10 protein-coding genes are annotated in these 12,779 nt (G+C 68.9%); 8 read left to right on the forward strand and 2 right to left on the reverse strand.

Annotation, left to right across the window (positions count from 1 at the left end):
• The first annotated feature begins 15 nt into the window (after nucleotides 1-15).
• Nucleotides 16-1,035: a LacI family DNA-binding transcriptional regulator gene (locus ACWGSK_RS03960; RefSeq protein WP_452455203.1), complete on the forward strand. Its 1,020-nt coding sequence runs from the start codon at nucleotides 16-18 to the stop codon at nucleotides 1,033-1,035.
• A gap of 6 nt (nucleotides 1,036-1,041) precedes the next feature.
• On the opposite strand, the gene ACWGSK_RS03965 is transcribed toward ACWGSK_RS03960, so the two are convergent.
• A complete protein-coding gene (locus tag ACWGSK_RS03965) occupies nucleotides 1,042-1,593 on the reverse strand; it encodes a TetR/AcrR family transcriptional regulator (RefSeq protein ID WP_358510410.1) in 552 nt (183 codons plus the stop codon).
• A 59-nt stretch (nucleotides 1,594-1,652) separates the two neighbouring features.
• Between ACWGSK_RS03965 and ACWGSK_RS03970 the strand changes: the two genes are divergently transcribed.
• The 6 genes from ACWGSK_RS03970 to ACWGSK_RS03995 all read left to right on the forward strand — a co-directional run bounded on the left by ACWGSK_RS03970 (nucleotide 1,653) and on the right by ACWGSK_RS03995 (nucleotide 9,304).
• Entirely contained in the window at nucleotides 1,653-2,633 is a 981-nt protein-coding gene (locus tag ACWGSK_RS03970) for a DsbA family protein (protein WP_452455204.1), read from the forward strand.
• A gap of 342 nt (nucleotides 2,634-2,975) precedes the next feature.
• A complete protein-coding gene (locus ACWGSK_RS03975) occupies nucleotides 2,976-4,541 on the forward strand; it encodes a sugar transferase (RefSeq protein WP_358510404.1) in 1,566 nt (521 codons plus the stop codon).
• A gap of 3 nt (nucleotides 4,542-4,544) precedes the next feature.
• Nucleotides 4,545-5,336: a 3'(2'),5'-bisphosphate nucleotidase CysQ gene (locus tag ACWGSK_RS03980; protein ID WP_358510402.1), complete on the forward strand. Its 792-nt coding sequence runs from the start codon at nucleotides 4,545-4,547 to the stop codon at nucleotides 5,334-5,336.
• Nucleotides 5,337-5,395: 59 nt separating this feature from the next.
• The gene (gene cysD / locus ACWGSK_RS03985; RefSeq protein ID WP_452455205.1) at nucleotides 5,396-6,328 is read left to right on the forward strand and encodes a sulfate adenylyltransferase subunit CysD; all 933 of its coding nucleotides are present in this window, start codon (nucleotides 5,396-5,398) and stop codon (nucleotides 6,326-6,328) included.
• Between the two features lie 91 nt (nucleotides 6,329-6,419).
• On the forward strand, nucleotides 6,420-7,688 hold the full coding sequence (cysN, locus tag ACWGSK_RS03990) for a sulfate adenylyltransferase subunit CysN (protein WP_358510396.1): 1,269 nt from the start codon (nucleotides 6,420-6,422) through the stop codon (nucleotides 7,686-7,688).
• Between the two features lie 455 nt (nucleotides 7,689-8,143).
• Nucleotides 8,144-9,304 (forward strand): S8 family peptidase, encoded by a 1,161-nt coding sequence (locus ACWGSK_RS03995; RefSeq protein ID WP_358510393.1) that lies wholly within the window; start codon nucleotides 8,144-8,146, stop codon nucleotides 9,302-9,304.
• Nucleotides 9,305-9,408: 104 nt separating this feature from the next.
• On the opposite strand, the gene ACWGSK_RS04000 is transcribed toward ACWGSK_RS03995, so the two are convergent.
• Nucleotides 9,409-11,640, reverse strand: coding sequence for an alpha-glucosidase (locus ACWGSK_RS04000; RefSeq protein WP_358510390.1), 2,232 nt, complete (start codon nucleotides 11,638-11,640; stop codon nucleotides 9,409-9,411).
• 148 nt (nucleotides 11,641-11,788) lie between these two features.
• Between ACWGSK_RS04000 and ACWGSK_RS04005 the strand changes: the two genes are divergently transcribed.
• Complete coding sequence (locus ACWGSK_RS04005; protein ID WP_358510387.1) at nucleotides 11,789-12,715, forward strand: sulfotransferase; 927 nt, start codon at nucleotides 11,789-11,791, stop codon at nucleotides 12,713-12,715.
• The last annotated feature ends 64 nt before the right edge of the window (nucleotides 12,716-12,779 follow it).

A 12,779-nucleotide genomic window follows, 5' to 3' on the forward strand; every position in this document is an offset into this window, starting at 1 on the left:
CACCAAGGAGGATCAGTGGTCGGTACCCCATCCCGAGACGTCACCATCTCCGCCATCGCCGCGGAGGCCGGAGTCTCGGCCCCCACGGTCTCTCGTGTCCTCAACGGGCGCGAAGACGTCGCCCCCGCCACCAGGGAGCGGATCGAGAAGCTGTTGCGCACGCACGGCTACCGACGTCGTGGGCAGCGGTCGAAGGAACGTGTCGGCCTGATCGACCTGGTCTTCAACGACCTGGACAGCCCGTGGGCGGTGGAGATCATCCGTGGGGTGGAGGACGTCGCCCACCAGTCGGGCGCCGGGGTGGTCGTCTCGGCGATACATCGCAGGGCGACCTCGGCCCGACAATGGTTGGACAACGTTCGGGCCCGGGTCAGCGACGGCGTCATCCTGGTCACGACCGACCTGGACCCCTCGCTGAACGAGGAGCTGCGGGAGCTGAAGGTGCCGGCCGTGGTCATCGACGCCGTGGGCGTCCCGGACCTGGCCACCCCCACCATCGGTGCCACCAACTGGTCGGGCGGGTTGAGCGCCACCGAGTACCTCATCGAACTGGGTCACCGACGCGTCGGCTTCGTCGAGGGGCGCCCGGAGCTGTGGTGCAGCCGGGCCCGGATGGACGGGTACCGGGCCGCGCTGGAGATGGCCGGGATCGCCGTGGAGGACGGCCTCATCGCCTCGGGGAAGTACACCTACGAGTCGGGTTTCCGGGCCGGTCAGAAACTGTTCGAGGGGGAGAACCCGCCCACCGCGGTGTTCGTCTCCAGCGACCAGATGGCCCTTGGTGTGTACGAGGCGCTGCGACAGCGCGGGCTCCGGGTGCCCGACGACGTCAGCGTGGTCGGGTTCGACGACCTGCCCGAGGCGCGCTGGTCGTCGCCGCCCCTGACCACGGTCCGCCAGCCCTTGGCGGACATGGGTCGGATGGCGGTGCGCACCATCCAGCGGATCGTCCGGGACGAGAACATCGAGAGCTCGCGCATCGAACTGGCCACGCGGCTCGTGGTCCGCGACAGCACCACGCCCCCGAACCGCTGACCCGGGTCAGCGGGTGAGCAGGAGCCAGGTGTCGCGGGCGTCGATGTCGGGGGAGCGGCCACCCTCGGCCGTGACGGCGATCGCGCCCACCAGTGCGCCGGCAACGAACGAGGCGTGCAGTTCCGGGGGGACCCGCGAATGCGTCGCGGGGCGCCGTCCCTCGGAGAACCCCGACACCAGTGCGCCGGCGACACGTTCGCGCAGGAGTTCGGCGAAGCGGGCGCTGCCACGTTCGGCGAACATCCGTCGGTAGAGCACGGCGTTCTCCACCACGTGGGCGAACAGGTCGACCAGGGGCTCGGGGGTCGCGTCGCCGGGGGTGTCGAGCGGGCACAGCACCGCGCAACGGGCCACGTGCGCCACCGCGTCCTCCATGGCGTCGGCGACCAGCCCATCCAGGTCGGCATAGTGCTGGTAGGCGGTGGCCCGGTTGACCTCGGCCCTGCGGGCGACGGCGGCCATGGTGACGGTGGCGAGTTCCTGTTCCGCGGCCAGGGACAACAGTGCCGCGCGCAGGCGTTGGCGGGTCCGGCGTACCCGGGGATCGTCGGGGTTCATGACCCACAGCATAAACAACAGGTGTTGCTTTAGCAACGAGTGTCGTTTATCTTGGCGACATGAGAATCGAGATCTGGGCGGACCCGGTCTGCCCCTGGGCGTACATCGGCAAGCGCCGTCTGGAGAGGGCGCTCAAGGGCTGGACCGGAGAGTCGGCCGAGGTCGTGTGGCGTCCCTACCGAATCGACCCCACCGCTCCCGCCGTGTCCGAGCCGATCGACGAGGTCATGCGCGACCCCTTTGTCGAGGAGGCCCTCCGGTCCTGTGGTCCGGAATCCGGGGACGCCGCCGACGGCGAGCTGTTCCAGGTGTCCGAACTGGCCGCGGCCGAGGGCATCGAGGGTGAGTGGGGCGCCGCCTGGCGCGCGAACACCCACGACGCCCACCGTCTGCTGGCCCTGGCCGAGGAGGAGGGCGGCCCCGCGCTCCAGGACGCGGTGGTGGAGCGGCTGTTGCGCGCCCACTTCGTGGAGGGCCGTGACATCGCCGACCACGCCGTGCTGGCCGCGATCGCCGCCGACGCCGGTTCCGACCGGGGCGGTGAGCTCTCGGCCGAGGCCGGTGACCGTAGGGTGCGTGAACTCCTGCTCATCGGCAAGGCCGAGGGGGTGCGCACCTCCCCGACCTTCGTCGTCAACGGGATGTCCCTGTCCGGGGCCCAGGACCCGGCGCTGATCGTGGACTTCCTGACCGAGGCCGCCGCCCGGCGACCTCGGGAGCTGCCCGAGGAGGTGGAACGCATGCGACGGGCCGAGGCCCTGCTCGCCCTGCGGGACCCGCTGGGCGCCCTCGAACTGCTCGGCCCGCTCATGGACGAACACGGTTCGGACCCGGCGCTCCGCCTGCTGGTGGCGCGCTCCTACTTCCACTCGGCTCAGCTGGGTCGGGCCCGCCGCACGCTGGAGCAACTCGTCTCCGAGGGGGCCGACGACGCTTACGCCCACCTGCTGTTGGGGCGCACGCTCCAGCGTCAGGGGGAGCGGGAGTCGGCCCGACCGCACCTGCGGTTGGCCGCGGTGATGAACCCGGCCCTGGCCTAGCCTCCGAACTGTCTCATCGACGCCCCGCCCGGTACCACCGGGCGGGGCGTCGCGCTGTGTGACGGGTTTCGGTCCTGGTGGGCTCGGCCTCCGAGATGTCCCCTTCGGTGGGGCCGGTCCCGGTCTCAAGACAGCCACATTCTTGCCGGGAACGGGACTTCTTCCGCCTCGCGTGGCAACTCCAAGCGACTTTTCCACTACTTTTGGTTACTGTTCGGGTTGGCGGTACGTACTTTGCGCCCGACGGCACGCCCCGCTCATACCCTCCGCGTGAGTCCCATGGCGCCAGGGGCGATTACCCATCGTGAGTAACCGAAGCCTTACGTGGTCTTGGGAGAGTGCGTGATCACAGGTAGTGGGACCATCCAGGAAGAGCCCACGGTCGTGGCGGGACCATCCGCCGACGTCCGTGCGACCGTAGGACCAGAGGGACCGCCGGTATGGGGCGCCGGCCCGAGACCGCGCCGAATTCGGGTCGTCGATCGACCCGGACCCGTACCCCGGGCCGACGGCTGGCTGCGCCGCTACGTCGTCGATCTGATCGGACTCGATCTCCTCGCCGCGCTCCTGGCCTGCTTCGCGGGGGTCGCCGTGAGGTTCCACGGCTCCCTGGGCACCGACGCCACCGCGCCCTATCTGCTCCTTGGACTCGTCTTCCCGCCGGTGTGGGTGCTCTTCGTGCTTCTCGGCGGCGGATACGAACGTCGCTTCCTCGGAGTCGGCACGGAGGAATATCGTCGGGTCGCCATGGCCGGGGCGGTGCTCGCCGCGACCGTCGCGATCGGCGCCTACGCCGTCAAGTTCGACCTGGCCCGCGGCTACGTGCTCATCACCCTGCCGCTCATCGTCCTGCTCGGCCTCGGCCTGCGCTACGCGCGCCGTAAGGCCCTGCACCGCAGCCGCCGCGCCGGACGGTGCGTCAGCGGCGTGGTGGTCGTCGGCCACCGCAGCGCCGCGGGCGAGCTCATCACCCGTTTTCGCGACGAGATCTACCACGGCATGGTGGTCGTCGGCGTGTGCCTGCCCGAACACGAGGCCGGTGTCACCGAGGTGGAGGGATGCCCGGTCCTGGGCACCTTCTCCGAAGCCGCCGACGCCGCCGCACTGGTCCGGGCGGACGTCGTCGCGGTACTGGCCTGTCCGGAGATGGACGGGGTGGAGCTGCGCCGGCTCGCCTGGCGGCTGGAGAAGACGGGGACGGACCTCACCGTCGCCTCCGCCCTCATGGAGGTCGCCGGTCCGCGCACCACGATCCGTCCGGTCGCGGGGCTGCCGCTGCTACACGTGGAGCACCCCGAACTCGTCGGTGCCCGACGGTTGTTCAAGGGGGCCTTCGACCGTTGCGCCGCGATCCTCGCCCTCGTCCTGCTCTCGCCCGTGTACATCGTGTTGTTCGTCCTGATCCGTGCCGAGGACGGCGGTCCCGTCCTGTTCCGCCAGACACGCGTAGGACGGGACGGGACCGAGTTCACTGTTTACAAGTTCCGTACGATGGTGGTCGGGGCCGAAGCGCTGAAGACGGTGCTCCAATCCCGAAACGAGCACGACGGTGTGCTCTTCAAGATGCGGCGGGACCCCAGGGTCACGTCCGTGGGGACGTGGCTGCGCCGCTACTCCCTCGATGAGCTTCCGCAGCTCCTCAACGTGGTACGCGGAGAGATGTCGCTCGTCGGTCCCAGGCCGCCGCTGCCGGAGGAGGTCGCCCGGTACGGGCACGACGTTCGACGGAGGTTGGTGGTCAAACCGGGGTTGACGGGCCTGTGGCAGGTCAGCGGTCGTTCCGACCTCTCTTGGGAGGAATCGGTCCGTCTGGACTTGCGGTACGTGGAAAACTGGTCGCTGACGTTGGACATCCAGATCCTGTGGAAGACGTGGTCAGCGGTGATCCGTGGGGCGGGAGCATACTAGCCGGTGAAGAGCATCCGAAACGATCATGAGGTGGCCCGAGACCTGGCGAGCGAGGCCGGACAGCTGCTGCTGCGCCTACGAGCCCGCCACGGATTCGACGAGCCCGAGGTCCTGCGCACACTGGGCGACCGGACCTCGCACGAGTTCCTCTTCTCCACGCTCGGTCGCCTGCGACCCAGCGACGCGGTGTTGTCGGAGGAGGGCGCCGACGACCCGGCGCGACTGAACGCGCATCGCGTGTGGATCATCGATCCCCTCGACGGCACTCGGGAGTTCTCCGAGCCAGGTCGCACCGACTGGGCCGTGCACGTGGCGCTGTGGGAGAACGGCGACCTGGTCGCCGGGGCGGTCGCCCTGCCCGCGCAGGGCAGCTGCCTGTCCACGGTCGACCCACCGTGGTTGCCGGAGGAACGTCCGGAGGGGCAACGGCTGCGCATCACCGCCAGCCGGACCCGACCACCTGCCTTCGTGCAGCGCATGGCGACCCAGTTGGGCGCCGAGGTCATCCCGATGGGGTCGGCGGGGGCGAAGATCTGCGCCGTGCTGCTCGGCATGGCCGACATCTACGTGCACGCGGGCGGCCAGTACGAGTGGGACAGCGCGGCCCCGGTCGCGGTCGCGCGCGCCGCCGGGCTGCACACCTCCCGGATCGACGGCTCCGAACTTCGCTATAACGTAGCCGACCCACTACTCCCCGATGTCCTTGTATGTCGATCGGAATTGTCGGGTATGTTGTTGGCTAGCATCCGCGACGGCGCGGACCTTGACAGCGCCGGCCCTCACGCGGGGGGCTGACCGAACGATCCTCCGCGGTGGGTCCGGCCATGTGTGTCGGTACTTCTAAGGCGGGTTTCATGGGTCAGGCCAGTCAGCAGACCCTCGGGCGTTACCAGCTCTCCCAGCTGGACGTGCTCGAGGCAGAGTCCATCTTCATCATGCGCGAGGTGGCCGCGGAGTTCGAGCGGCCCGTGCTGCTCTTCTCCGGTGGCAAGGACTCTCTCGTCATGCTGCGTCTGGCCGAGAAGGCGTTCTGGCCGGGAGCGATCCCGTTTCCCGTGATGCACGTGGACACCGGCCACAACTTCGAGGAGGTCATCGACTTCCGCGACCGCCGTGTGGCCGAGGCGGGGGTGCGCCTGGTCATCGCCTCGGTGCAGGAGCAGATCGACGCGGGCAAGGTGGTGGAGCCCACCGGGCGCTGGGCCGGCCGCAACCGGCTCCAGACCTCGGCCCTGTTGGAGGCCATCGAGGAGAACGGCTTCGACGCGGCCTTCGGTGGTGCCCGTCGAGACGAGGAGAAGGCCCGGGCCAAGGAACGGGTCTTCTCCTTCCGGGACGAGTTCGGCCAGTGGGACCCCAAGAACCAGCGTCCCGAGCTGTGGGACGTGTACAACACCCGGATCAACCGGGACGAGCACATCCGGGTCTTCCCCATCTCCAACTGGACCGAGCTGGACGTGTGGGAGTACATCAAGCGCGAACGGCTGGAGCTGCCCTCCATCTACCACGCGCACGAGCGCAGCGTGTTCGAGCGCGACGGCATCCTCCTCGCCGACTCCCCGCTCATCCAGCGCGACGAGACCGAGGTCCCCTTCAACGAGACCGTCCGCTACCGCACCGTCGGCGACCTGACCTGCACGGGCGCGGTCAAGTCCAACGCCGTGGAGTTGGAGGACATCATCGCCGAGATCGCGGCGACCCGGATCACCGAGCGTGGTCAGACGCGGGCGGACGACCGGGCCAGTGAGAGCGCCATGGAGGACCGCAAGCGCGAGGGCTACTTCTAGTCGTGTTCGGGCGCCCTAAAAGTCCTAAAAGTCAGGAACCTTCGGTGTCTACGCTTCGACCTTCTCACTCCTCGCACATTGGACCAGGTACATGACCAACGACATCCTGCGGTTCGCCACGGCGGGCTCCGTCGACGACGGCAAGAGCACCCTCATCGGCCGACTGCTGTACGACTCCAAGTCGATCTTCGAGGACCAACTCGACGCCGTGGAGCGCACCAGCGTCGCCCGCGGTGAGGAACAGACCAACCTGGCGCTGCTCACCGACGGTCTACGAGCCGAGCGGGAGCAGGGCATCACCATCGACGTGGCCTACCGCTACTTCGCCACGCCCAAGCGCACGTTCATCATCGCCGACACCCCCGGGCACCTCCAGTACACCCGGAACATGGTCACCGGCGCCTCCACCGCGGACCTGGCGATCATCCTGGTGGACGCCCGCAAGGGTCTTCAGGAACAGAGCCGTCGCCACGCCTTCCTCACCACCCTCCTCCAGGTGCCGCACCTGGTGCTGGCGGTGAACAAGATGGACCTGGTCGACTACTCCCAGGACCGCTTCGAGGAGATCAAGGCCGAGTTCACCGAGTTCGCCGCCAAGCTGGACACGCGCGACCTGACGTTCGTGCCGATCTCGGCGCTGCACGGCGACAACGTGGTGAGCAGGTCCGAGAACACGCCCTGGTACGCGGGCCCCTCGCTGCTGCACCACCTGGAGAACGTGCACATCGCCTCGGACCGCAACCTCATCGACGCGCGCTTCCCGGTGCAGTACGTCATCCGTCCGCACAGGTCGGACGATCCCGAACTGCACGACTACCGCGGCTACGCCGGCCGGCTCGCCGGTGGTGTGCTCAAGCCGGGCGACGAGGTCACCCACCTGCCCTCGGGGCTGTCCACGCGGGTGTCGCGGATCCTCACCGCCGACGGCGAGGTCTCCGAGGCCTTCTCACCCATGTCGGTCACCCTCCTGTTGGAGGACGACATCGACATCTCCCGGGGCGACATGATCTGCCGCCCCAACAACACCCCGACCGTCTCCCAGGACATCGAGGCGATGGTGTGCTGGATGACGGACACCCGAAAGCTCACCCCGCGCTCCAAGCTCATCGTCAAGCACACGACCCGTACCGCGAAGGTGATGGTCAAGGATCTGCGCTATCGGTTGGACGTCAACTCGCTGCACCGTGACGAGCGGGCCGACCACCTGGCGCTCAACGAGATCGGTCGGGTCCGACTGCGCTCCACCCAGCCGTTGTTCGTGGACGAGTACACGAAGAACCGGCAGACCGGCGGGTTCATCCTCATCGACGAGGCCACCAACGTCACGGTGGGCGCCGGGATGGTGGTCAAGGCCGAGTAGCGTTCGGCCGTCCAGACACGCTTCGTGAACGGGATCGTCCTCGGACGGTCCCGTTCTCGTGTTCCGGTCGGGAAGGATGATCCGATCGCGTCGAACAAAGGTGAAATGTTACGTCTGGATTTCCGAACGTAAAGGTTTAGGATGCGGTTTTCCGGTTCGCGGTACCGAATTGATCCGTGTGAATGGTGTCCACCATGGGGTCGAAGTTACCGGGCGTTAGGGCCGGTTATGAGGGTGGCGGTCTGGCGGTTTGTCAGGCCGGGGCGGCGGTTTCGGCGCCCTTTGTCAGACATGGGATGAATGAGACTCGAAGAAAAAAATCTCCACAAGTATGGAAATCGAGGTTCAAGTCTGCCTAAAGTGTCCAAATCACAGGCAGTTCGCAATCGAGCGAATACGCACGGTGAGAACGGTCTGTGTTGGAACCCCCATCACCCCCACAAGGAGGAAACCGCGTGAAGAAGCACCCCACCCGCAGGGTTGCCATCGGCGCCGTCGCGGTCGGCGCGCTCACCATCCCCATGGCCCTCACCGGGGCCACCGCCGCCGGCGCCGACGACCTCGCGCCGGTCTACACCACCTCCTCCGCCACGGGCAGCGACTGGTTCGTCGTCCTGGAGGACTCGATCACCACTTCCTCGGTCTCCCCTTCGTCCCTGGGGATCTCCTCCGACCAGGTGAACCACACCTATGAAGAGGTCATCAACGGCTACTCGGCTTCGCTGAGCGGCTCCGAGGTCCAGGACCTGCGGGCCCAGGACGGCGTCGCCTACATCGAGCAGGTCGGCGAGGCCGAGATCAACCTCACCTGGGGTCTCGACCGGATCGACCAGGAGGACCTGCCCCTGGACGACTCCTACACCACCGAGGCCGACGGCTCCGGCAGCACGGTCTACGTCATCGACACCGGCATCGACCCGGAGCACCCCGAGTTCGGTGGCCGCGCCTCGGTCGGCTTCGACGCCAGCGGTGGCGACGGCATGGACGGACAGGGCCACGGCACCCACGTCGCCGGTACGGTCGGTTCCGAGACCTACGGTGTCGCCCCCGGCGCCGACCTGGTCGGCGTGAAGGTTCTGGGCGACGACGGCTCCGGTTCCTACGACGACGTCATCGCCGGTATCGACTGGGTGGCCGAGAACGCCGAGGCCGGCGCCGTGGCCAACATGTCGCTGGGCGGCCCCGCCTCCCAGGCCGTCGACGACGCCGTCAACAACCTGTCGGCCTCCGGTGTGTTCGTGGCCGTGGCCGCGGGCAACGAGAGCCAGGACACCGACAACGTCTCCCCGGGCGGTGCCGAGGGTGTCGTCTCCGTCGGTGCCTCCGACGAGAGCGACGCCGCCGCGTCCTTCTCCAACTACGGCCCCGCCGTCGACATCTACGCCCCGGGCGTGGACGTCGAGTCGACCATCCCCGGTGGCGGGACCGACACCTACAGCGGCACCTCGATGGCCAGCCCGCACGTCGCCGGCGCCGCCGCTCTGTACAAGAGCGGACAGGGTGACGACGACCAGGACACCATCCTGGACTGGATGACCACCAACGGTGGCGACGACAAGCTGAGCGGCGTGCCCAGCGACACCGTCAACCTTCTGCTGAACGTCGAGGGTCTGTAGGACCCACCGCGTTGTGGAGACCCCGCGCGTCCGCAACACGGACTGATCGACAGCCGACGGGACGGCCCCGGGCCAGAGGTTCCATCCTCCGGCCCGGGGCCGCGTCAGTCCACGAGGTCACCGAGGCGTTCTCGTAGTTCCTCACCCCGGGCGTCGCCCTCCGGGAAGAACACGGCCGGTCGGCCCGGCGGCGCGGGCACGGTCACCTCCTCGTCGCCCTCGTGTCGATCGCCGCTCCACAGGTGTCGCCAGGTGCCGGGCGGCAACGTCACCGTCACCTCCGACTCTCCGGCTCCGAGCACCGGCGCGACCAGGAACGAGTCGCCGAAGAGGAACACCTCGTCCGAACGGGCCGCCGCGCTGTCGGGGTGACGCAGCCACACGTGCCGCAGTACCGGCATACCGGTCTCCACCGCCTCGGCGACCACCCCACGGCGATACTCGGCCAGGGCCTCGAAGACCCGGGTCTGTTCGGCGAAGGCCTCGCGAGAGTCGGCGTCGTACACCTGGGCGTTGCTTCCCGGCAGGTTCCCCTCGTGCGTGCGCAGCACCGGCCCCCACACGTTGGTCTCCACCCAACGCAGGAGCAGTTCTCGGTCCCGCGACACCCCCACGAGCGGTTGGTCCAGGCCGGTGTACCCGCCCGTGTCGCTGTGGTTCAGGGTCATCCCCGACACCCCGGCCGACAACAGGCCCCGAATCGCCGAACCGAACCCGTCGTGCCGATCGAAGGTGACCAACTGGTCCCCGGCCCAGAACAGGCCCGCGTGCGCGGCCGAACCCGCTCCGGCGGAGCGGTGGAACACCAGGGCGTCGGGGATCCCGGCAGTTTCACGGGCCTCCTGGTTGAGCCGTGCCCACTCCACCGGCCAACGGTTGTGCCACTCCTTGGGATCCCCGTCGTGCAGCACCGCGTCCAGCGGCAGCCCTTCGGCGAAGTCCGCCATCCACCCCGAAGCCCCGGCCCCGGCGACCTCGTCGACGATCACGTCGCGGAACCACTCCCACGCGTCCGGATGGGTCAGGTCCACCAGGGCCGCCTCGAACCCGCCCTGGTCCAGAAGGTAGGGGCCGCCGTCGGGACGGGCCACGAGGAAGCCCGCGGCCAACGCCTCGTGGAACAGGTCGCGCCGGGCGGGATCGGGTTTGTCGGAGGTGTCCACCACGAACGGGTTGACGTAGGTGAGCATCCGGATGCCGTCCGCGTCCAGCTCGGCGACCAGCTCCTCCCACCCCGGATAGCGTTCGCGGTCCAGGACCCAGTTCCACCACAGGCGCTCACCGAACCCGGTCCGCCGCTGCCCGGACCAGTCCTGTACCCACACACCGGTGATCCGGGCCCCGGCCGCGCGCAGGTCGGCCACGGCGGCGCGTACGGCCTCGGTGCCGCCCTGGACCCCGACGACGGCGCCCTCGCCGGACCACTCGGCGAGGGGTTCGGGTCGCCCGGTGTCCTCGGTGTGCGCCCGTAGCAGGTCGGCGGGTGTGTCCCCCGAGTACAGGGTCGCTCGGACCGAGGGGCGCCACACCTCCACGTCGAAGCGGTCGTTCGGACGTAGGTCGAAGGCGCTCGGGTGGTGGGTGTCCACCGACACCGCGCGCAGGGCGTCGGTGACGGCGAAGGGGATGGCGGCGTAGGTGGTCTCCGGCGCGCCACCGCCGCCCTGGGTGAGTTCGGCGAGGGTGGTGAGGGGTTCGCGACCGCGCCCCACCCCCTGCTCGCGCACCACGACGGGCACGTAGCGGCCGGTGAGGTCGAAGTCGGTGAACTGGGCGCCGAGTCCGTGTATCCCCTCCTCGGCCGCGCGGTCGAAACGCAGCAGTACAAGGTCGCCGCCGAGGACCTCCACCTCGACCCCCAGACGCTCTCGGTCCACCGAGCGCAGGGTGAGCGTGTACTCGGAACCCTCGACGGATCCGGGGCCGGCGAGCCGGCCGCGCAGGGTCACGTTCCGGGTGTCGTGGGCCAGTTCGGTGACGGTCTGGTCCGTCCCGGCGAAGTCGAGGACGCGTTCGGAGGAGAAGTGGCCCACGTGTTCGTGCCAGGTGAGCGAGCCGTGGACCACTGCGAGGAAGGCGCTTCCGGAAGCCCACAGGGAGCGATCACGGTGGTCGCGCAGGTCCAGGCCGTTCTTCGTCAGGGTGATCCGGTGGTCACCGAAGGAAATGGTGGCGGGTACGTCGTCGGCCACGGTCAGGACCCCGGTGGCGAGTGGGATCGGGGGAGCGTAGCGGGCGCGGGCCGTGTGGTGGGCGACGACCGCCCCGACCCCGGCGGCTCCGACCACCGCGGCCAGGGTGAGGAACGCACGACGTGTCCAGGGGGATCGGGCCATAGGGGGTCTCTCCAGGTGCGTGAGCGTCGGGAGTGGCCCGGGTCACGTTATGACGCCCGGAGTCGCTTTGGGAAGGATGTGCTCCGAGAGCCGAGGGAATGGTGACCTTTCGCTCCGATGAAGTGACCGAAAGTAATACCCTGGGGATGTGGATGGATATCGACTGGTCTTCGTCGGGGGGATGGGCCGTTCCGGCTCGACCCTGATCGAGCGTCTCCTCGGAGAGCTGCCCGGGTTCTGTTCCGTCGGAGAGGTCGTGCACCTGTGGCGCCGCGGCCTGTTGGAGAACGAGCGCTGTGGCTGTGGCGCGACGTTCGCCGACTGCGGGTTCTGGGTGGAGGTCGGCAAGCGCGCCTTCGGTGGGTGGGAACGACTGGACCTGCCCCGGGTCCTGAGCCTGAAGGACAGCGTGGACCGCACCCGGTTCCTGCCGCTCCTGCTCAACGAGGCCGCCGACGAGAGTTCCGTCGCCGCGCGGGGCATGCGCTACACCGACCTGTACCACCGGCTCTACGCCGCCGTCGCCGAGATCTCCGGGGCGCGGGTGATCGTCGACGCCAGCAAGCACGCCTCCCTGGCGGCCTGTCTGCGGCGCCGCTACGGCGGTCGGATGCGACTGCTGCACGTGGTGCGCGACCCTCGCGCCGTGGCCCACTCCTGGAGCAAGAGGGTGGTTCGCCCCGACGCCACCGCCGCCAGCGAGGAACAGGAGATGGCGCGGTACACCGCGGGGCGCGCCGCGGTGCAGTGGATGACGCAGAACGCCTCGATGGACGCCCTGGCGCGGCTGGGGGTCCCCACCCTGAGGGTCCGTTACGAGGACTTCGTCGCCGATCCGGAGGCCGAGTTCGGGCGGATCGCGGAGTTCGCGGGTCACGACGGGCCGTCGCTCGCCCTGGGGGAGGGGGGAGTGCGCTTGTCCGTGGGGCACGCGATCTCGGGCAATCCGATGCGTTTTCGGAGCGGGCCCGTCGGTGTTCGGGCCGACCACCGTTGGCGAGAGGACCTGCCCTCCTGGCGGCGCCGTCTGGTCGCCGCGGTCACCACACCACTCCGCGGGCGCTATGGGTACTGATGTCCGCTGTGCGGCCGCGAGGGATGTTGTATATACGAAAAATAACGTATCGTCACTGATAGAA

Source organism: Nocardiopsis sp. NPDC055551 (genome assembly GCF_053619415.1).